A 19,840-nucleotide genomic window follows, 5' to 3' on the forward strand; every position below is an offset into this window, starting at 1 on the left:
CAAGTGACAAACAAAAACAGTTTTAAATTAATAACTAATATAAGATGGTCAGATACAGATAAGTATGGGCATGTAAATAATGGAAAATATTTTGATTATTTTGAAGAAGCAAGAACTACATGGGTATATCAAACTCCAGCATTAATACAATGGGCAAAAAAAAATACTATACAACTGGTAATATCTGAACAATGCTGTAACTATAAAATTCCTCTTACTCATCCAAACAAATTAGAAGTTTCTCAAACAGTAATTAAATGTGGTGCTGCAAGTATAGAGCTGAACTACGAAATAAAAATTTTTGGCTCTAATGAGATAGCAACAGCAGCTCGCGTAAAACTAGCATGTTATAATGCTACGACAGGCAGATTACATAAGCTTCCAAAGGAAATAAAGGATTATTTACTAGAAAATGATAAATAACGATCAGCTAGACTTAAAAAAGTTAGAAAAACAAATAATTAGAAAAACTGCTCAAGCTATCAATCAATATAATATGATTGAAGAAAATGACAAGATTATGGTTTGTCTATCAGGAGGCAAAGATTCATATTGTTTATTAGAAATATTATTACTATTACAACAAAAAGCTCCAATAAAGTTTGATATTATTGCTGTCAACCTCGATCAAAAGCAGCCAGGTTTCCCAGAAGAAGTTTTACCAAATTATCTAAAACAGAAGAATGTTGAATATCATATTATAGAAAGGGATACATATAGTGTTGTAAAAAGCGTAATTCCAGAAGGTAAAACCACTTGTGGATTATGTTCTAGAATGCGTCGAGGTATACTATATGACTTTGCAGAAGAACATAATGTAACGAAAATTGCATTAGGTCACCATCGTGATGATATTATAGAAACATTCTTCTTAAACTTATTTTATAATGGCTCTATTAAATCCATGCCTCCAAAGCTTCTTAGTGATGATAAGAGAAACATTGTAATACGACCATTATCATTCGTTTCTGAAACAGAAACATCAGAATATGCTAAGCTTAAAAACTTCCCAATAATTCCATGCAACCTTTGTGGATCTCAAGACAATTTACAAAGAGTTCTTATTAAAGATATGCTTAATAGATGGGAAGAAAAGAATCCTGATCGAAAAAATGTTATATTTAAAGCATTATCTAATATTTCTCCATCACAAATGTTAGATAAAGAACTTTTTGATTTTTTTAATATTTCTACAACAGAAATTAGGAGATAGTCTTATGAAAATATCGAACAAACTACTGTTAACTTTAATTTTATCATCTTTTGGAGCCTCTGCTTTCGCTGCTGACAGCAACACCACTCAAGCTAGTAAGGAAAGTAGCTATTCATTAGGTTATAGCATAGGAACTGGCATTGCTAGACAAAGTTTAGATACTGATGACGACAGCCTAATACAAGGCTATAGTGATGCTCTAAATAATGCGCCTCCTAAACTATCTAAATCTCAAATAAGAGAAAACCTATCTGACTTAAAGAAAAAAATTAGAAGTGGACAAGTCTCCTTAGCTGAAGAAAACCTTAAATACTCTACAGAGTTCATGGAACAAATAGCTAAAATAGATAATATCATCAAAGTAGATGATGGAATTTATTATCAAATGCTTAAACAAGGAGATGGTAAAAAACCTAAAAGTAACAGTCAAGTTACCATAGACTACAAAGGTACCACTCCAGTTATATCTTATGAAAAAAATAAGCTTGTATTAAATGATATTAAAGAAGGAAAACTCGTTGGTAGCACTTTTGACTCTAACAAAAACATGACATTCCCCCTTCAAAACCTAATTGAATGTTGGAAAGATGCTATTCCTAAAATACCTACAGGATCAAAATTTATACTTTACTGTGCTCCTGATGTAGCCTATGGAGAAAGAGCACCTGCAACAATTGGCTCAAATCAAGCACTATCATTTGAAATAAATTTAAAATCTTTTAAATAGTATTCCTTTTATCTGAAAATCTCTTATATATTTTATTTTGTGCCTGTTTAGCTGCAGCAATTACAAAAAATATTACATATACTAAGATTATAATAGCTATGCTATTAGCTACTACCTTCCACAAAGGATTAATTGTCAAATCTATAAAGAAATAAGGATAATATCCTGAAAAATACCCATAACTATACATATAAATCATATATATAACAGTGTATGTAACCAATACTATTAATACTTTATAAATCTTCACCCTTTCTTTTACGAAAAGAAAATAATCACACAAAAGATATATTGGTAAAAAATAATGCTCCACTAAACTATAAGGTGTTTCATTTACTATACCTTTAGACAAAAGTAATGCAAATACAATATATGTAAGAGTTATTTGTGGTAAAACCATCAAAATATATTTATCACTAATACACTTAAAACAAACTAGAAACAGAACCAGAATGACCGATATGTTGCTTATATATGTAAATTGTGCAAATACTTGGAAAATGTTAAAACCACTATCATAAATTGAATAACTAATCGCTAGTAAAGAAACACAAGCTACAACAAACCTTATAAAACTTAACCTAAAAAAATTCATTTTAAGCCTTTCTATTTACAGCCAAATCACAAAGTAAAATCATTGCACTTTTATATTCCGTATCAGGCAAGAAATCAATTGCTTGCTTAGCTTTTTCTGCGTAGTCACAAGCAACTTTATAAGAATACTCTATAGCTCCACTTTGCTTAACTATTGAAACTATTTCTTCTATATTATAATCACCATTTTCAATAGCATTCTTTAAAACTTGTTGTTCTTCTTTTGAGACATTAGCTAATGCATAAATAGTTGGTAAAGTCATTTTACCTTCATCTAAATCATCACCAATATTCTTACCTAAACTTTCAGCATCTGAAATATAATCTAAAACATCATCTGCTATTTGGAAAGCATTACCTAAATATACACCGTACTGCTGAATCTGATTTCTTTTTTGTACAAAATCTTCTTTATCTAAAGCTAGAATACCTGCTAATTCACATGCCGCCTCAAAAAGCTTAGCTGTTTTACAGTAAATTACGTTCGTGTACCCTTCTTCATCTAAATTAATATTTCTAGCATTTAATAGCTGCAGAACCTCTCCCTCAGATATTTTATTTGTTGCATCAGCTAGTATTTGCATAATATGCATATTATCTAGCTTAACCATCATCTGGAAAGATCTTGAATAAAGGAAATCCCCTGTTAAAACACTTGCTGCATTTCCAAAGACATTATTTGCAGTTTGACGCCCCCTTCTTAACTGAGAGTCATCAACCACATCATCATGTAATAAAGTTGCTGTATGTATAAATTCTATTATTGCTGCTGCTGCATAATGTTTTTGACCTTGGTAACCCATAGCTTTTGCAAACAACAAAACTAAAAGAGGCCTTAATCTTTTACCACCACTATTAATAATATATTGACTAATCTGATTGATAAGAACGACTTCAGAAGATAATGAATCGACAATCAATCGATCATTTTTTTCAATATCTTCTTTCATTAAATTTCTAATATCTTTTAAGCTTTTCATTAAGATTAAAAACAGTATGCAAAAATGTTTGTCTTAAAGGATAAAGCAGTATCTAGCATTAATCAATAATTAGTTAATTTCAGGAGATGCTTCTTTAAGCACTTGAAATATTTGTCTGTAAGACTTTTTAGGCTTATTTTTTTCCATTTCTTTATGATGATTTCTTATTAATTGTCTTAAATTCTGTATATCTATTCCTGGAAATTCTTCTAAAACTTGTTGAAGCATACTATCAGCAGTTTCTGTAGCCAATAAAGCTTCCCTAATATGCTCTAATCTATGAAAAACTAAATTAGCTTCTTTATTCTTATTTACTAATTTACTATGAGCTTCCTGAATATCTTCTAGATTATCAACCTTCCTTAAAAGTTTACCAATAAATTGAATTTGCCTTTTTAAGGCTATTTTTTGCATACTCCGTGCAGTAAGTATATTTTTCTTAAGATTTTCATCTATTGGTAATTTATCTAATTGAGTATTATTTAACTCCGTAAGCTCTCTCCCGAAATCTGTTATTTCTAACATATCTCTTTTTATTTTAGACTTACTTTCTGACTGCCTATAATAGGCATTTTCTTCTTCCCATTCTTGTTGCTCTATTTGATCTAAGTCAATGACCTTTCCCATAACCCAAATGCCTTTCAAAAACTTTTTATATATAAGAATATAAGATATAATTACGAACATCCAATTTATTTATATATTCACACTTATATAATTTCAACACATATCATCAGGAGATAAATATAATGTTTAGTTGGGATAAAAATAATTTAAAAAATACTGATTCAGAAATTTTCAAAGCTATTCAATTAGAAGTAAAAAGACAACATGAACATGTAGAATTAATTGCTTCTGAAAACTATGCTAGTCCAGCTGTGATGGAAGCACAAGGATCTCAACTAACAAACAAGTATGCTGAAGGTTATCATGGTAAAAGATATTATGGTGGTTGTGAGTATGTAGATATCGCAGAAGAGCTAGCTGTTGAAAGAGCTAAAGAGCTTTTTGGCGTAGATTATGCAAATGTTCAGCCTCACTCTGGATCACAAGCAAATGCTGCTGTATATACTGCAGTATTAAAACCTGGTGATGTTGTATTAGGAATGGATCTAGGTGCTGGCGGGCACCTTACACATGGTTCTAAAGTGAACTTCTCTGGAAAACATTACGAATCTATTCAATATGGATTAGATGAGAAAGGTGATATTAACTATGCTCAAGTTGCTCAACTAGCTAAAGAACATAAGCCTAAAATGATCATTGCAGGCTTCTCAGCATTTTCTGGAATTATTGATTGGGCAAAATTTAGAGAAATTGCTGATAGCGTTGATGCAGTATTAATGGCTGATATAGCTCATGTGGCTGGTCTTGTAGCTGCTGGACTATATCCTAATCCATTCCCGCATGTGCATGTAGCTACAACTACTACACATAAAACTCTTAGAGGTCCTCGTGGTGGTCTTATCCTTTGTAACGATAATCCAGATTTAGCTAAAAAATTTCAATCTGCTATATTCCCTGGTATTCAAGGCGGTCCTTTAATGCATGTTATTGCTGCTAAAGCAGTATCATTTAAAGAAGCTCTAAGACCAGAATTTAAAGAGTATCAAAAGCAAGTATTGAAAAATGCTAAAGCTTTAGAAAAAGCTCTTAAAGAAAGAAATATCAATATTATTTCTGGTGGTACACACAATCATTTATTACTTCTAGATATCACAAATACTGGTTTTTCAGGTAAAGATGCCGAAGCTGCTCTTGGTAGAGCAAATATTACAGTAAATAAAAACTCTATTCCTAACGATCCTCGTTCTCCTTTTGTAACAAGTGGATTAAGAATAGGAAGCCCTGCTATTACTACTCGTGGATTTAAAGAAGCTGAATGTGAGCAAGTTGCTAATTGGTTAGCAGATGTAGTATTTAATTGTGGTGATGAAAAAATAGAAAAAGAAACTGCTGCTAAAGTAGTTACTCTTTGTGACAAGTTCCCAGTTTATAAATAAATTCTATAAGTCTATATATTTTCTTAATTTTTTCTTATTAAGAAATTGGGAAAGGTTTTATAAACTAATTTTTTTATAATATGTGTCATAATCTTTTTTATTTGTACTGAAATTTGAAATAATATCAACAATATGACCAAATCCCATAATCATTATATGATTTTTACTATTTCCTATTTTTAATAGTTCCTCAATATCTCTAGTCCATAACTCAGATCTCTTTTTTTTCTTTTTTCCATCTTGAGTATTTTTATTAAGTTCATCTAGTTTCTCACTATATTCTATAAGCTTATTAACATCTTTAATTATAGTATTATCACATGGCAAATCTTTTATAGTTGAGTTTCCTCCTTCTTTAAGATATTTGTCATATTCATAATAAACAACCTCATTTTCTTCATTTGAAAATTTTAAGGTCGAATCTAATGATCTTAAAGATTTTGTATCAAATTGTTTTAAATTATTATTGTAACTTGCTAATGTAGCAAAAGTATAATCTAATGGAATGCCTTCTAGAGAATTAAACCTTAAGATTTTATCTATTTCACACATCTCCTCTTTAGTAATTGGTTCCTCTGCAATTCTCTTTTTTAATACATCAATATATTTTCCCAAGCCTATCTTTTCAAGTTGTCATTGAGCATAGCTAAACTGTCGTTGCCCAAGAAAATTATCTTCTATAAAAACTGATTCAAATTTTGTAGAAGTAATAAAATCGACTGTTTCTAGAGGAGCAGGGAGTTGGTCTATAGTAAGGTCATGGACTGAACCTAATAAGAATATATTATTTTTTTAATCTTATTCCTTATAAACCATAAATAATTATTTCTCATCTTTTCTCATTTATTTAAATAATACTTTTGGAAAAGAATACCTGAAACAAAATAAAATCAAAACCTCTAACCTAATATATATTCCAATATCAACTATCTAAAAGTTACCCTATAGAAAATTTTTTATTATCTAAAAATATGACTTATGGCATATAATGAATTTATTGATTCTCTTTTTCAAAAATATGTCAAATCAAGAATTAAAAAGATCAATATTATCTAGACACATAGTTATGATATCCCTAGGAGGAACTATCTCTGCTAGTTTTTTCTTAGGCGTTGGAAGTATATTAAACACAGTAGGAGCTTTTGGTACAGTTCTAGGTTTTATACTAGGTGGCATACTCATGATGATAGTCCTAGTCAGCTTAGCAGAGATGGCTGTAGCACTCCCAGTAAGTGGATCATTCCAAAGCTATGCCACTAGATTCTTATCTAAATATGCTGGCTTTTTAACTGGTTGGCTATACCTAATAAATTGGGTCACCGCAGCAGCAGCTTCTCTTGTTGCTGCTGCAATAATTTGTAATAACTTTTTCCCTATAATATCAGTATGGCAATACTGTTTACTCTTTATTGTCTCAATAAGTCTACTTAATTTTTTATCTGTTAGGATTTTTGCAGAAATTGAATTTTGGCTGGCTGGTATAAAAATCTTAACTATTCTGATTTTTATTCTAATTGGCGGATTAATAGTATTTGGATTTTTACATACAAATAAACCCGTTGCTGGATTAGTAAATTTTTATACTGATGGATTATTCCCAAATGGTTTCCAAGCTTTTGCTTTTGGTTTAGTAATAATAGTTTGTACCTTTCAGGGCGCTGAATTAGTTGGTATTGCAGCTGGAGAAACTAAAGATCCTGTAAAAAATATTATCAAAGCTATTAAAAGTGTAGCCTTACGTATTTTAGTATTTTTTATTTTCTCAACTTTTATAATTGCATACATAATACCTTATAAAGATTCTAGCGTAATTGATACACCTTTTGTAACTGTGCTCAAGCTAGTAAATATAAGATATATAGACACAATAATGCAACTTGTAATACTAACAGCTAGTTTATCTGCGGTTAATTCTGCTTTTTATGCTTGTGCTAGACTACTTTGGTCTATGTCTAATGATAACCAAGCACCTAAATTATTTAAGAAAATTAATAAACACCATATTCCATACTATGGCGTAATTTTTACAGCTATTATCTCTTGCATATGTTTACTTAGTAGATTTATAGGTGCTGAAAAAGTTTTCATCCTCATAATATCATCATCCGGAATGGTTGGATGTTTAATCTGGTTAGTCATTAGTTTGTGCCATATCAAATTCAGAAAATCTTTATCAAAAGAAGAAATTAAACAGCTTAAATTTAAAGCCTTTGGATTTCCAATACTGCCTTATGCTAGCATTATATTTAATAGCCTAATCATACTAGGGATGTTATGTGATCCAGATCAGAGAATAGTAGTTTTCTCTGGGGTGATACTTATAGTTATTTTTTCATTAATGTATAAATTTTTTTATAAAAATTATTAGAAAACTCTATCAAGAAATTTACCAACACTAATCATTTCTCTTTTATCTAAAGCACATTGAACAACATATAACTTATCCTCTACGACATAATAAATCGCATCTTGTTGATACTTTAGTCCATAATCACAAGCTTTTTCTAAATCAAAACAGTTTGCCATAAATCCATTTTCTTTATGTTTAGATTCTGGATCAAAGCCATTTATTTCATATATAAAAGAGAAGCTTTCTTTCAAATCTTTTTTTAAAGCATTATTTCTAGATATATTTTCTTCTTTAGATAGCTTTTGATTTAAAGGATTCCATGCTGTTAAGATCATAAATTTATCAGGATATTTAGCTGGTTTGATAGGTATTTCAAACTTTGTTGTAAAATACCATTCTGGCATATTATTAGAATTCATATTATTCTCTAATTTGTCCATTACCTCTAATAACATATTTCAATGTTGTAAGCTCATTAATCCCCATAGGTCCTCTTGCATGAAGCTTTTGTGTGCTAATACCAATTTCTCCACCAAAACCAAATTCACCACCATCTGTAAATCTAGTAGAAACATTTGCATAAACAGCTGCTGCATCAACTTCATTTAGAAATATTTCCGTATTAGTATAGCTTTCAGTAATAATACTTTCGGAATGCATACTTCCATAAGTATTAATATGCTCTACAGCCTCTTTAACATTAGAAACTGTCTTAATAGATAAAATAAGATCTAGATATTCAGTCTCCCAATCTTCTACAGTCGCTAATTTAGCTTGTTTCAAATATTCTAAGCTCTTATCATCAGCTCTTATTTCAACACTATTTTTTATAAGTTCATTTTCTAATTCTGGTAAAAACTTATCTAAAATATCTTCATGAATAAGCAATGTTTCTAAAGAATTACAAACACCAGGTCTTTGAACTTTAGCATTAATAACTATTTTTAATGCTTTGTCTAAATCTGCAAACTCATCTATATATGTATGACAAATTCCTGCTCCTGTCTCAATCATTGGAACTGTTGCATCATTCTGAATAGCTTTTTTAAGACCCTTTCCACCTCTTGGTATTATTACATCAACATATTTATCTAAAGTAACTAGCTCTTTAACCAACTCTCTATCTGTATTTTCAACTAGTTGAACAGTGCCTTCAGGTAATCCATTTTTAGTACAAACGTCAACAAATATATTTTTCAAAGCTTTATTTGTATTTATTGAGTCAGAGCCACCTCTTAGGATAATTGCATTACCAGATTTTAAAGCTAATACACCAGCATCTATAGTTACATTAGGACGTGATTCAAAAATCATAGCAATAACACCTAATGGTACTCTAACTTGAGATATTGTCATACCTTTAGGATGTTTAAATCCTTTTTCAATTTTACCTATTGGATCAGCAAAATCAGCTATTTGCCTAACTCCATCAGCCATTGATTTTATTCTTGTATCAGTCAGAGTTAACCTATCTAAAAAGGCTTTTGATAAGCCTCTTTCACTAGCTACAGTTAAGTCTTTTTGATTTTCTTCTTTAATATAATTAGCCTTCTCTAGTAAAGCTTTTTCTAGATCATATAAAACTTTATTTTTAGTTATAGTATTTAACTGTGCTAGATGCTTTGAAGCTTCCTTAGCTTTTACTCCAAGATCTAAAATATAATTACTGCTCATTTCTAAGCCTCTTTAATATGTAAGTTATCAATATGAACTATTTCATTATAGTCACAGTAGCCTAGTATTTTTACAATATCATAGCTTTTATTACCTTTAATAAGCTCAATCTCTTTTGATGAATAGTTAGATAGCCCTGTAGCTATTTCTTCACCATACTTATTAAATATAGCTACTGTAGAGCCTTTAGAAAAACTACCCTCTGCTTTTACTACTCCACAAGGTAGCAAACTCTTAGATTTATAAAGTGCCTCTACTGCGCCATCATCTATTATCAGTATTCCTTTTTTATTACTGCTATAACTTATCCAATGTTTCTTAGCGGCAATCTGCTTACTATCTTTTAGAAAAAGAGTCCCGATATCTTCACCATCTATAATCTTTCTCAAATTTTGTGGATTCTCGCCACAAGCTATAATCATATTAGTCCCAGACTTTGTAGCTATCTCACCAGCTTTTAATTTTGTTGCCATACCACCTGTAGCAAATTTTGAACCTGCTCCTCCTGCCATAGCTTTTATTTCAGCAGAAATATGTAGAACTGTATCTAAGAACTTTGCTGAACTCTCGACTTTTGGATTAGCTGTATATAAACCATCTATATCTGACAATATAACTAAAAGATCAGCTTCTACTAGACTTGCCACTAAAGCTGACAAAGTGTCATTATCCCCTACTTTTATCTCATCAACAACAACAGCATCATTTTCATTAACTACTGGTATAACTCCTTTATTAATTAAAGCAAAAAATGTGTTCCTGGCATTTAAATACCTTTCTCTATTTGCAATATCATCTTTTGTTAAAAGCAGCTGACCAATATTTTTACCATACTCAGAGAAAAGCTTTTGATATAAATGAGTCAAAGCTACTTGACCCACAGCTGCGACTGCCTGTTTTTCTGGTAGAGTTTTAGGTTTGTTTGTAAGGTTCAATTTACCCATACCAGCACCAACTGCTCCAGAGGTAACCAATACAACTTCATATCCTTGATTATGCAAATCAGATAATTGACGAACTATTTTTTCTATACGATCAATATTCAATAAACCACTACTATGAGTCAAAGTACTAGTGCCTATTTTTATAACAATTCTTTTTGTATTTCTAAGATACTCTTTTCTACTCATATTCTATTGGATTTAAAAGCTTTTAGTATGATTGTATAATTATTTAATATATCTTCATAGAGATGTATATTAAAATTTAATTTGATTATATTTCTAATCCACACCATATGGAGAATGGATAATGAAAATTCCAAAAGCTTGGTATGCTATAGCACATATTAATGAGTTTAAAAATAAACCTCAAAAATTAGAAAGATTTGGCTTAAATCTTGTAGTTTGGAAAAATGATGATAACAAAATAATCATTATGGATAATAACTGTCCACATCGAGGTGCTGAGCTAAGCTCAGGTAAAGTTATTGATAATTGTATTACATGTCCTTTTCATGGGTTTCAATTTAATGATGTTGGTAATTGCAAATATACTCCTGAAACGCAGTGTTCTATTCCCAAATTAAAAGCTAACGTTTATCCTACAAAAATAATAGCGGATATGATCTGGATAAATATCTTTGATGAAGATTTAAACAATGATTATGCATTTAAATTCTGCCAGGAACTCTTTGACTCATTTAATGGCAAATATGCGATGATAACTGATATCTGGAATAATAATATAAGGCATTGCATAGAGAACCAACTTGACTATACACATCTAGCCACTGTACATAAAAGAACTATTGGTAAAGGCTATAAAATATCAGATGATATTAAAATTATAGAGAAAGACAAAAATATTGAAGCCATAAAGAGTGGTGAATTAATGATTAAATATATTTTTCCAAATGCTTGGCTTCTTAATATTTCAAAGAAAATGAAAGTTAGCGCTTACTTTGTTCCTATAAATGAAAATCAAACAAAAATATATATATTACATTATCGTAACTTTTTAACCGCTAAGATTTTGAAACCTATTATGGATATAATGTTTAGCATTGGAAATAGAATAGTGCTTAACGAAGACAAAAGAGTCGTGAATACTCAGAGATATTCAAAAGAAACTTATAATAATGATTTCCTTCTTAAACATGATCAAATCATCAAGATTTTTAGAGAAATCTGGAAAGAAGACATCTAATTAAATCTATTTGACTACGTAAACTATTTCTACTAGAATCAATTTTGAAATAAGTTCACCAGGGGTGCTGACTTTTAGTTGGCTGAGACTTGACCCTTTGAACCTGCTCTGGTTAATACCTGCGGAGGGAGTGTGAAAGTAAACTTAAAAAGTATTTTAATCAATTTATCTTTTATGTTTTTACTTTCTTCCTCTGTTAAAAATAAGGAAGATATACATGAAAGATGCTCTAAAACTAATATTAGTTACAAATAAGCAAAATCAACCAATTAGTGACTACTTAGAATTGATAAAAATTTGTGCAACCTCTGGTATAACCTCTGTTCAACTTAGAGAAAAAACTTTGAGCGGTCATGATTTATTACTATTTGGGCAGAAGTTAAAGAAATTACTAGACGCTTTAAATATTCCTTTAATAGTAAACGATAATATAGAGCTTTGTTTAAAGTTAAATGCTTATGGGCTACATCTAGGACAGTCAGATGGAAATATTCAAAAAGCTAGAGAACTTCTGGGTCCAAACAAAATACTAGGACTAAGTACAAATAACCTAGAACAAATCAAAATCGCAAATAACTTACCTATCGATTATATAGGTGTTGGTAGTATTTTTCCCACAAGAAATAAACCGAATATTGAAACCATCTGGGGTATAAACAACTTAAAAGAAGCTTACAAAATCTCAAAACATCCAATTGTTGCCATTGGCGGAATAAATAATACAAATGCTAAAAATGTTCTGCAAACAGGAGTTTATGGAATTGCTGCTATAGAAGCTTTTCATAATCAAAACAGCAAAGAAAATTACCAAAACTTAAGGAGAATTGTTGATGAAAGAAAATATGCTTAAAGAAATTCAAAAGGCTCTTTACTCATTAAGAGAGAAAAAACCTGTAGTGCTTAATCTTACTAATTTTGTAACTATGGATTTTGTTGCAAATAGTTTATTAGCTGTTGGTGCTGCTCCTATCATGAGTCAATATGAAGAGGAGCTTGATGAGCTAGTATCTATATCTTCAGCCATATATATAAATATTGGGACATTAGACAACAATTTTCTAAATAGAATTACACAAGCTATAAATTCTGCAGATAGATATAAGAAACCAATAATTCTTGATCCTGTTGGTTCCGGAGCTACTCAAATTAGAACTACTTCTGCTAAAAAAATAGCAAACCATGCATCTATTATACGAGGTAATGCTAGTGAAATTATATCCCTTACTGATTCACTCTTGTTCTCAAAAGGTGTTGAAACAGCTAATACCATAAATGATGCAAAACCAGCTGCTATAAAGTTAGCTAATACCTATAAATCAGTTATAGCTATAAGTGGTGAAATAGATTTTATTACGAATGGAGAAACAAGTATTGAAGTACCTTTTGGTTCTAACTTAATGCCTCTTGTTACTGGTATGGGTTGCTCTTTAACAGCAGTTATAGCTGCTTTTAGATGTGTCATTGAAGATTCTTTTGAAGCAACAAAATTAGCTACTCAATACTTTACGCTCTGTGGAGAATTAACTTCTTTAGAAAATAAACACCCTGCTTCTTTTAAAATATCTTTTTTGGATCAATTACATGCTAGCAACTTCAAACTTATGGAGAAGATAATATGAATTTAAATGAGGATAAGATAGTAAAGAAGCTAGCTAAAAACTCAAATGGATTTATTGGAGATGATTCTGCAATTCTTCCTAGTTTAGATAATGGACAGTATGTAATAACAAAAGATTTACTTATAGAGGATATTCATTTTAGAACTAGCTACTTTAGTGCTAAAAATCTTGCCCACAAAGCCCTTCATGTAAATTTAAGTGATCTCGCTGCTATGGGAGCAACACCAAAATACATACTATGTGGTATAGCAATTCCTGATAACAGTTCTATATATGCTCAAGAATTTTTAGAAGACTTACTTAAGCTCTGTATAGAAGAAAACATAATATTGATTGGTGGAGATACGACTAAATCTCCAGATAAAATTAGCATTAGTATAACTGCTATTGGGACTTGTAATCCTGAAAATATAAAATATCGAAACTCTGCTCAAAATGATGATATCCTTTGTGTCGCTGGTTTCTTAGGCTATGCTAGATTAGGGTTGTTTGCTTTAGAAAATAACTTAGATATCGGCGCATACTATAAAAATTTTTGTTTAGAGCCTAATGCAAAAATAAAAGAAGGACAATGGCTTAGTAAACATAAATCTATCACCAGCATGATGGATATTTCTGATGGTTTATATATTGATATCAAGAGACTTTGTGAATCTTCAGATGTCGGTGCCATAATTGATTTAGATAAACTAAATCTTGATCAACAATTTGTAGAGGCATGTAAGCTTTTAGAGTTTGATCCTACCCAAATAGCTTTATCTGGAGGAGAAGATTATAGTCTTCTCTTTACAGTTAAAGGCAATAAATTTGAGGAAATCTCAAATAGTTTTTTTAACACCTTCAAGTATGAATTAAAGTCTATAGGTAAAATTACTTCCTCTAAAGAAATTGTATTTAATAAACAAAATAAACCTATAGAACTCAAGCTAACGCCCTTTACTCACTTTGGAGAAAAATTATGAAATATAAATGTCTATCAATAGCTGGTTTTGATGGCTCTGGAGGAGCTGGATTACAAGCTGACCTAAAAACGTTTTCTGCTCTTGGATGTTATGGAATGACTGTTCTTACTGCATTACCTGTCCAAAATACTTGTGGAGTAAAAAATTGTTACGGTATTTCTTTAAAATGTATTGAGGAACAACTCGAAACAATTTTTGAAGATATCCGACCTGATGCTATAAAAATAGGAATGTTATTCACATCAGAAATAATAAATCTTGTAACTAACTTTTTAGAAAAAAATGCCAAAGGTATTCCTATAGTTTTAGATCCTGTAATGGTAGCTAAAAGTGGCGATCTCTTATTACAAAAAGATGCTATAAATATTTTAAGAGATAAACTACTTCCTATTGTAAATATAGTTACTCCAAATATCCCAGAAGCAGAAGAATTATCTAATTTGAAATACCTGTCTAAGGAAAAATTTGCAGAAGAAATCTTAAAATTTGTCTGTGAGGCCGTGCTTGTAAAAGGTGGGCATGAAAAAGGTGGTTTTGCAAAAGATTTATTTATGAATAATAAAGGAGAAAAGCATATTTTCACCTCTGAACGTATCGATTCCAAAAACACTCATGGAACAGGGTGTACCCTTTCAGCTGCTATTACAAGCTTTTTAGCGAAAGGTTATTCATATTTAGATGCCTGTGACGCTGCAAAAAAATATTTGCAGGGAGCTCTTTTAGCCTCAAAAGATATAAATATCGGCAAAGGCAATGGACCTGTACATCATTTCTATAGCTTATGGAATAAAGAAACTAACTAAGGAAAATTAAATGACTAAATTATCAGATAAAGCATGGAAGCATTGTGAAGATATTATTGAAGCTATACATAACCATCCTTTTAATAAAGAACTTTCTAAAGGCACTCTCAATATAGAAAAGTTTGCCTACTATATTGAACAAGATATTTTATACTTACAAGATTTTGCTAGAGCCTATGCAATAATTGCAGCAAAATCTCCTCTAGAATACGTAAAAATTTATCTTAACCACTCTATGGCTGCATTTACTGCAGAAGAAGAAATAATCCACGAATTTTTCAAAAAAACTTACAACCTTGCAGATACAGGAAAACTATCTCCTGCAACCCTAGCATATACAAGCTATCTAATAAAAATTGCTCATCTGAGCCTTTAGAAATTGCCGTAGCTGCTATGCTACCTTGTCCTTGGGTTTATTGTGAAGTAGGTAAAGCAATAGCAAAGAAAGCTGATAAAAATAATCCTTTCTCTAAATGGATAGATACGTATGCTAGTGAAGAATTTGAAGATATAGTTAATGAGGCTATTAGCATTTTTGATGACCTAGCTAATAAAGCAACTAAAGAGATACAAAATAAAATGCTTGATGCTTTCTATACTAGCACAGTATTAGAGTGGCATTTTTGGAATGATGCTTATGATAAAACTGAATTTGATAAAATATCTAATTTCTAAAGTCTACTTATGACTATTTAATTTATCTTCTAATTGAGACTGTGTTTTTACACCATGCATAGTTTCAACTTCTTTACCATTTTTAAAGATAATCATAGTAGGAATACTTCTAACTCTAAACTTAGCTGCAAGGCTTTGATTTTCATCAACATTTATCTTTACTATCACAGCACCATCATAATCTTTAGAAAGCTTATCAAGGATTGGCTCCTGCATTTTACAAGGACCACACCACTCAGCAAAGAAATCTACTAATACTGGTTTGCTACCAGCCTTTTCTAAAACTGTCTCAAAGCTATTTTCATTTGCTGTTATTACTTTACCTAATCCCATAATATACACCTTAATTTGTGTGTTGTTACATTTTATTATTTGGGGATAATATAACTGTTTTTCAAGACTATATTTACTCCTCTAACTTTATACCCTTAGTTTCTGGCATTCTAATCACTATTACCACAATAATTATAGAAACAATAACTCCATAAATACTTGGTGCCAAGTCTCCAAAGTGCATAACCAACAAACCTGAAATTAATGGTGCTGTCCCACCCAACAATGCATTGCTTATATTATATCCGGTTGCTACACCACTAAACCTTAAATGTGTAGGGAAAAGCTCATTAATAGTAACCACAAAAGTAGCTGTTGCTGCTGAAATTAGAAGCATTAATATTGCCATAATTACAATATCTGAAATAACAGAGTTTTCATAAACTATCACATAAAAGCTCGGATAAATTAATATTCCAACTAGACTACAGGAAAAGATTAAAACTTTTTTACGCCCTATTTTATCAGATACCCAACCCCAAATAGGTGCTGTTGAGAAATACGCAAAAGATGCAATCATCACAACAAGCATTGCCACATGTGTATCGTAGTGCAAATTATGTTCAAGGAATGATGGAACAAATGCAGAAATCATATAATAAACTATACCCAAATACCCTGCTAAAGCGAAAACTATAAATATTTGATAAGGGTATTCTTTAATAGCAGAAATTACTGGTGCACTTTCAAGTACGTGGTCTTCTTTTGCTTTTATATACTCTGGAGATTCATCTTGAAAAAATTGTAATACTAAAACAATAACCGCTAAAACCATTCCAACAATAAAGCCTATTCTCCACCCATAAGCAAACATTTGTTCCGTAGTTAATAACTCCGAAAGTAAGAAAACAGAAACCGTTCCTAAGAAAACTCCAAAACCTGAAAAGAAAGTTCCAAAAGCAGTTATCATCCCCCTTTTATTGTCTGGAGCCTGTTCACTTAATATAGCCAATACACCATTATACTCACCACCAATAGAGAACCCTTGGATCATTCTTGCCAACATAATTAAAACTACAGAAAAGATACCTAATGTCTGATATCCAGGAGTAAAAGCTATCATAGCAGTAGAAATAAACATTAGACCTACTGTAATAATTAATACTTTTTTACGTCCAACTTTATCGCCTAAATTACCAAAAAATATTCCACCAAGTGGTCTCATTAAATAACCTACAGCAAACATACCAAAGGTTTTAATAATGGCAACAGCCGGCTCATTTTCAGGAAAAAATGCAGCTGATATAAAAGTTGTAACATATGCAAATAACGCAAAGTCAAAGTATTCAACGCTTGTTGCAAATCCTGCACAAGCTATATTTCTAAAAGATATTTTTTTTTGCATTCTAAAAAGGTTTTAAGTAAATTTACCTAATAATAATTTACCTATTTTTTGCCAAAATAAAAAGCTACTTATTTATTATGCTATTATATTTACAAGATTATAAATCTTCTATTAATTAAATAAATGAGTAATTACAAACTTAGATCTAATAAAACATTATTCTCTCTTTTAGTTAGCTTAACCATTCTACTTTCTCCATGTATTTCAATTGCTTTTTCATCAGAGTATTTGGACGTATTAGCTTATCAGCAAAATGCTGTATCAAACATTCAATATGATACAAACGTATTAGGAAATGGAGCTGGTATTACTCAACGAGGAAATCCTGAGCAAGCTATAGAATCTCTGAAAGCTGCGATAAAACAAGTTGATCAAAATAGTTATAGATATTTCCAATTTAGCCTATCACTAGCAGCTCTACAAGTTTCAAACAACGATTTAGATGGCGCACGAAAAACTTATCAATCTGTTGAAAACCTAGGAAAACCTTTTCCACAAATATATATAGCGGCCTATTCTCTAGTATGGGATCCAGAGTCTTATGATGACAATATATCTTTGGTAAAAAATTCAGATTGGAATCAAACTCAACATTATATAGATGCAATAGAAACTGCAAAGAAAAATTTTACTCTTAAAATAAACACTAATCTAGATGATATAAAACTTCCTAATGATAATACTTTAATTATAGTGATATTAGGCTATGCATTAAATGAAGATGGAAGTATGGATAAAATACTTATTGATAGACTTAAGAAAGGTCTTGAAGCAAGCAAGAGATATCCAAATGCAAAAATTATTGTAAGTGGTGGTGCTGCTCAAGCTGGTGTTACGGAGTCATACCAAATGAAACAATGGCTAATAAAGCATGGTATAGATGCAAACCAAATAATAGTTGAAGATAAGTCAATAAGTACTGTTTGGAATGCTATTAATAGCATAAATATAATAAAAAGCTTAAATGCTCCTATAGAAAACTTAATATTAATTACATCTACAGCTCATATTAGACGTGCAACCTCAGTCTTTAATCAAGCAATAAATAATAATCTTTTACCTATAGCAATAGATAATTTATCCGCTAATGAAGATAATTATGATATAGACAACCCCATAAATGATCAAGAAAAAATAGCTATCCTAAAAGATACTTTGAGAACTGCTGGATTATGGCAAATGCCTGGCATGGTTATTTAGCTTTTATTTATTAGCTTGTATTCTTTTTGTATTTAAAATTAAAATAGCTAAAAATAGAACAATATATGATATATAAAATAAACTTACAAACACATATCCATACCCCTTACCAAGCAATAACATTACTACATAAGAAAGCATATATAAAGACACAAAAACTGTCATTAGAACAATTTTAAGGATATCATTTCTTAAAATGTTATAAACAATCGTCATAAAAATAAGCATCGTAAACAATGAATTCATTGAAAAGTTTATAACCTGATCTGAGACAGTAACAGCATCATAGATATTAATTAAATAGATATGAACAACACTTTTTATAAAAAATAATAAAATAATAAGACTCATAACAGAAATAACATTTTTAGAATAATAAAAAGCTGAAATTATAGCCGATAAACTCGAAAATCCTAGAAGAATTGAAAACACTCTTGTTACACTTGGGAAATCGTTTATATTAATAGCCACTATACTGCAAGCTATTAAACCAATTATTCCTACTATCGTAATTACTAATGCATTAATAATAAATATATTAACAACTTTTCTGCTGTTCTGTTTATAAAGCATTTCTTTATTAATTAGATGCTTAGAAATAAATCCACTCAAAACTATACTAAAAAAGAAACTTATTATTGAAACTATAGCTAAAAAACTATTAGTTATAAGAAATATTTTTAATAAACTGTCAACTTGGTATAAATAAATCCCATAATAACTTTTAAATATCTGAAAACTTATATAATGAGTTGAGATAAAAAGTAATCCAAAAACCATATAATAAAAGATTAGCTTATTATCGCTATATTTTGTCCAGATAGAAGGCACGATCAATATAGGAAAACAAAGAAAAAATACTCCTATAAAAGGAAAATTGTCACTCATAACATATACTATAGAATCTTTAAGCAATGCCTCATGAGTTAAATCTTGAGATATAACCAAAGTAAGCAAACCAATAACTACTAAAACAATAGGAGTTACTACAGATATAATTAGATAATTATTAGCCTTCTGCCTCTCTCTATTTGGTAAAATCTTTCTATTTATGCGAAATAAATTTATATACCAATAAACATAGATTATTAAGCTAATAAACCCCACTATAGTTATAAATTTTGAATTATACATCTTAAAAACCTTTTGTAAAAAAGAATATCTCTCTCAAATAATACAAAATTTATATGTAAAATACCTTATTTTTTAAAGCA

The 19,840-nt window shown here is 30.3% G+C and carries 21 protein-coding genes, 1 pseudogene and 1 riboswitch; of the genes and pseudogenes, 12 read left to right on the plus strand and 10 right to left on the minus strand.

Annotated features, from left to right (window positions below; genetic code table 11):
- Positions 1–3: 3 nt before the first annotated feature.
- From KX01_RS08300 to KX01_RS08310, 3 genes are read left to right on the plus strand one after another with little or no spacing between them, the layout of a single operon-like run.
- Entirely contained in the window at positions 4–423 is a 420-nt protein-coding gene (locus KX01_RS08300; RefSeq protein WP_071664540.1) for an acyl-CoA thioesterase, read from the plus strand.
- On the plus strand, positions 413–1,213 hold the full coding sequence (gene ttcA, locus KX01_RS08305; protein ID WP_071664541.1) for a tRNA 2-thiocytidine(32) synthetase TtcA: 801 nt from the start codon (positions 413–415) through the stop codon (positions 1,211–1,213). The genes KX01_RS08300 and ttcA overlap by 11 nt, the downstream gene beginning before the upstream one ends.
- A 4-nt stretch (positions 1,214–1,217) precedes the next feature.
- Positions 1,218–1,940, plus strand: coding sequence for an FKBP-type peptidyl-prolyl cis-trans isomerase N-terminal domain-containing protein (locus KX01_RS08310; RefSeq protein WP_071664542.1), 723 nt, complete (start codon positions 1,218–1,220; stop codon positions 1,938–1,940).
- On the opposite strand, the gene KX01_RS08315 is transcribed toward KX01_RS08310, so the two are convergent.
- The 3 genes from KX01_RS08315 to yjgA all read right to left on the minus strand — a co-directional run bounded on the left by KX01_RS08315 (position 1,933) and on the right by yjgA (position 4,141).
- Entirely contained in the window at positions 1,933–2,535 is a 603-nt protein-coding gene (locus KX01_RS08315; RefSeq protein ID WP_071664543.1) for a Pr6Pr family membrane protein, read from the minus strand. The two genes, KX01_RS08310 and KX01_RS08315, sit on opposite strands and share 8 nt — an antisense overlap.
- Before the next feature lies 1 nt (position 2,536).
- A complete protein-coding gene (locus tag KX01_RS08320; protein ID WP_071664544.1) occupies positions 2,537–3,514 on the minus strand; it encodes a polyprenyl synthetase family protein in 978 nt (325 codons plus the stop codon).
- 69 nt (positions 3,515–3,583) lie between these two features.
- Entirely contained in the window at positions 3,584–4,141 is a 558-nt protein-coding gene (gene yjgA, locus KX01_RS08325) for a ribosome biogenesis factor YjgA (protein WP_071664545.1), read from the minus strand.
- A gap of 122 nt (positions 4,142–4,263) precedes the next feature.
- Between yjgA and glyA the strand changes: the two genes are divergently transcribed.
- Positions 4,264–5,517 carry a serine hydroxymethyltransferase gene (gene glyA, locus KX01_RS08330; RefSeq protein WP_071664546.1) on the plus strand — a complete coding sequence of 418 codons (1,254 nt, stop codon included), beginning with the start codon at positions 4,264–4,266 and terminating at the stop codon, positions 5,515–5,517.
- 57 nt (positions 5,518–5,574) lie between these two features.
- Here glyA and KX01_RS08335 read toward each other — a convergent pair whose 3' ends face one another.
- Positions 5,575–6,069 (minus strand): hypothetical protein, encoded by a 495-nt coding sequence (locus tag KX01_RS08335; protein WP_156860395.1) that lies wholly within the window; start codon positions 6,067–6,069, stop codon positions 5,575–5,577.
- A 466-nt stretch (positions 6,070–6,535) separates the two neighbouring features.
- On the opposite strand from KX01_RS08335, the gene KX01_RS08340 reads away from it, so the two are divergent.
- Positions 6,536–7,885: an amino acid permease gene (locus KX01_RS08340; RefSeq protein WP_071664548.1), complete on the plus strand. Its 1,350-nt coding sequence runs from the start codon at positions 6,536–6,538 to the stop codon at positions 7,883–7,885.
- Here KX01_RS08340 and KX01_RS08345 read toward each other — a convergent pair.
- Genes KX01_RS08345 through proB form a run of 3 tightly spaced genes read right to left on the minus strand, consistent with a single transcriptional unit; the run spans position 7,882 to position 10,671 of the window.
- Complete coding sequence (locus tag KX01_RS08345) at positions 7,882–8,286, minus strand: DUF3293 domain-containing protein (RefSeq protein ID WP_232223326.1); 405 nt, start codon at positions 8,284–8,286, stop codon at positions 7,882–7,884. The two genes, KX01_RS08340 and KX01_RS08345, sit on opposite strands and share 4 nt — an antisense overlap.
- Position 8,287: 1 nt before the next feature.
- Positions 8,288–9,541, minus strand: a complete 1,254-nt coding sequence (locus KX01_RS08350; RefSeq protein WP_071664549.1) for a glutamate-5-semialdehyde dehydrogenase — start codon at positions 9,539–9,541, stop codon at positions 8,288–8,290.
- A 2-nt stretch (positions 9,542–9,543) separates the two neighbouring features.
- Entirely contained in the window at positions 9,544–10,671 is a 1,128-nt protein-coding gene (proB, locus tag KX01_RS08355) for a glutamate 5-kinase (protein ID WP_071664550.1), read from the minus strand.
- 118 nt (positions 10,672–10,789) lie between these two features.
- Here proB and KX01_RS08360 point away from each other — a divergent pair, with 118 nt between their 5' ends.
- From KX01_RS08360 to tenA, 6 genes and pseudogenes are all read left to right on the plus strand, one after another.
- Positions 10,790–11,689 (plus strand): Rieske 2Fe-2S domain-containing protein, encoded by a 900-nt coding sequence (locus KX01_RS08360; protein ID WP_156860396.1) that lies wholly within the window; start codon positions 10,790–10,792, stop codon positions 11,687–11,689.
- Between the two features lie 50 nt (positions 11,690–11,739).
- Positions 11,740–11,837, plus strand: a riboswitch (TPP riboswitch).
- Positions 11,838–11,906: 69 nt separating this feature from the next.
- On the plus strand, positions 11,907–12,539 hold the full coding sequence (gene thiE, locus KX01_RS08365; RefSeq protein ID WP_071664552.1) for a thiamine phosphate synthase: 633 nt from the start codon (positions 11,907–11,909) through the stop codon (positions 12,537–12,539).
- The gene (gene thiM / locus KX01_RS08370) at positions 12,520–13,308 is read left to right on the plus strand and encodes a hydroxyethylthiazole kinase (RefSeq protein WP_232223327.1); all 789 of its coding nucleotides are present in this window, start codon (positions 12,520–12,522) and stop codon (positions 13,306–13,308) included. The genes thiE and thiM overlap by 20 nt, the downstream gene beginning before the upstream one ends.
- Entirely contained in the window at positions 13,305–14,270 is a 966-nt protein-coding gene (thiL, locus tag KX01_RS08375) for a thiamine-phosphate kinase (protein ID WP_071664553.1), read from the plus strand. Before thiM ends, thiL begins: the two co-directional genes overlap by 4 nt.
- Positions 14,267–15,073, plus strand: a complete 807-nt coding sequence (gene thiD, locus KX01_RS08380; protein WP_071664554.1) for a bifunctional hydroxymethylpyrimidine kinase/phosphomethylpyrimidine kinase — start codon at positions 14,267–14,269, stop codon at positions 15,071–15,073. The genes thiL and thiD overlap by 4 nt, the downstream gene beginning before the upstream one ends.
- A gap of 10 nt (positions 15,074–15,083) precedes the next feature.
- A pseudogene (gene tenA / locus KX01_RS09560) lies at positions 15,084–15,748 on the plus strand (thiaminase II).
- 3 nt (positions 15,749–15,751) lie between these two features.
- Here tenA and trxA read toward each other — a convergent pair.
- Both trxA and KX01_RS08395 read right to left on the minus strand, forming a co-directional pair.
- A complete protein-coding gene (gene trxA, locus KX01_RS08390) occupies positions 15,752–16,081 on the minus strand; it encodes a thioredoxin (RefSeq protein ID WP_071664555.1) in 330 nt (109 codons plus the stop codon).
- 73 nt (positions 16,082–16,154) lie between these two features.
- Positions 16,155–17,426, minus strand: coding sequence for an MFS transporter (locus tag KX01_RS08395; protein ID WP_071664556.1), 1,272 nt, complete (start codon positions 17,424–17,426; stop codon positions 16,155–16,157).
- 123 nt (positions 17,427–17,549) lie between these two features.
- On the opposite strand from KX01_RS08395, the gene KX01_RS08400 reads away from it, so the two are divergent.
- A complete protein-coding gene (locus tag KX01_RS08400) occupies positions 17,550–18,626 on the plus strand; it encodes a YdcF family protein (RefSeq protein ID WP_071664557.1) in 1,077 nt (358 codons plus the stop codon).
- Positions 18,627–18,629: 3 nt separating this feature from the next.
- Here the strand turns inward: KX01_RS08400 and KX01_RS08405 are convergent, their stop codons facing one another.
- The gene (locus tag KX01_RS08405) at positions 18,630–19,760 is read right to left on the minus strand and encodes a hypothetical protein (protein ID WP_071664558.1); all 1,131 of its coding nucleotides are present in this window, start codon (positions 19,758–19,760) and stop codon (positions 18,630–18,632) included.
- Between the last annotated feature and the right edge of the window lie 80 nt (positions 19,761–19,840).

It is taken from the genome of Francisella frigiditurris, assembly GCF_001880225.1.
GTDB lineage: Bacteria > Pseudomonadota > Gammaproteobacteria > Francisellales > Francisellaceae > Francisella > Francisella frigiditurris.

What these genes read in the sequence shown, in the direction of transcription:
- ttcA (WP_071664541.1), top strand. Translation starts at nt 413, where the DNA reads ATGATAAATAACGATCAGCTAGACTTAAAAAAGTTAGAAAAACAAATA.
- KX01_RS08310 (WP_071664542.1), top strand. Translation starts at nt 1,218, where the DNA reads ATGAAAATATCGAACAAACTACTGTTAACTTTAATTTTATCATCTTTT.
- KX01_RS08315 (WP_071664543.1), bottom strand. Translation starts at nt 2,535, where the DNA reads ATGAATTTTTTTAGGTTAAGTTTTATAAGGTTTGTTGTAGCTTGTGTT.
- KX01_RS08320 (WP_071664544.1), bottom strand. Translation starts at nt 3,514, where the DNA reads ATGAAAAGCTTAAAAGATATTAGAAATTTAATGAAAGAAGATATTGAA.
- yjgA (WP_071664545.1), bottom strand. Translation starts at nt 4,141, where the DNA reads ATGGGAAAGGTCATTGACTTAGATCAAATAGAGCAACAAGAATGGGAA.
- glyA (WP_071664546.1), top strand. Translation starts at nt 4,264, where the DNA reads ATGTTTAGTTGGGATAAAAATAATTTAAAAAATACTGATTCAGAAATT.
- KX01_RS08335 (WP_156860395.1), bottom strand. Translation starts at nt 6,069, where the DNA reads ATGTGTGAAATAGATAAAATCTTAAGGTTTAATTCTCTAGAAGGCATT.
- KX01_RS08340 (WP_071664548.1), top strand. Translation starts at nt 6,536, where the DNA reads ATGTCAAATCAAGAATTAAAAAGATCAATATTATCTAGACACATAGTT.
- KX01_RS08345 (WP_232223326.1), bottom strand. Translation starts at nt 8,286, where the DNA reads ATGAATTCTAATAATATGCCAGAATGGTATTTTACAACAAAGTTTGAA.
- KX01_RS08350 (WP_071664549.1), bottom strand. Translation starts at nt 9,541, where the DNA reads ATGAGCAGTAATTATATTTTAGATCTTGGAGTAAAAGCTAAGGAAGCT.
- proB (WP_071664550.1), bottom strand. Translation starts at nt 10,671, where the DNA reads ATGAGTAGAAAAGAGTATCTTAGAAATACAAAAAGAATTGTTATAAAA.
- thiE (WP_071664552.1), top strand. Translation starts at nt 11,907, where the DNA reads ATGAAAGATGCTCTAAAACTAATATTAGTTACAAATAAGCAAAATCAA.
- thiM (WP_232223327.1), top strand. Translation starts at nt 12,520, where the DNA reads ATGAAAGAAAATATGCTTAAAGAAATTCAAAAGGCTCTTTACTCATTA.
- thiL (WP_071664553.1), top strand. Translation starts at nt 13,305, where the DNA reads ATGAATTTAAATGAGGATAAGATAGTAAAGAAGCTAGCTAAAAACTCA.
- thiD (WP_071664554.1), top strand. Translation starts at nt 14,267, where the DNA reads ATGAAATATAAATGTCTATCAATAGCTGGTTTTGATGGCTCTGGAGGA.
- trxA (WP_071664555.1), bottom strand. Translation starts at nt 16,081, where the DNA reads ATGGGATTAGGTAAAGTAATAACAGCAAATGAAAATAGCTTTGAGACA.
- KX01_RS08395 (WP_071664556.1), bottom strand. Translation starts at nt 17,426, where the DNA reads ATGCAAAAAAAAATATCTTTTAGAAATATAGCTTGTGCAGGATTTGCA.
- KX01_RS08400 (WP_071664557.1), top strand. Translation starts at nt 17,550, where the DNA reads ATGAGTAATTACAAACTTAGATCTAATAAAACATTATTCTCTCTTTTA.
- KX01_RS08405 (WP_071664558.1), bottom strand. Translation starts at nt 19,760, where the DNA reads ATGTATAATTCAAAATTTATAACTATAGTGGGGTTTATTAGCTTAATA.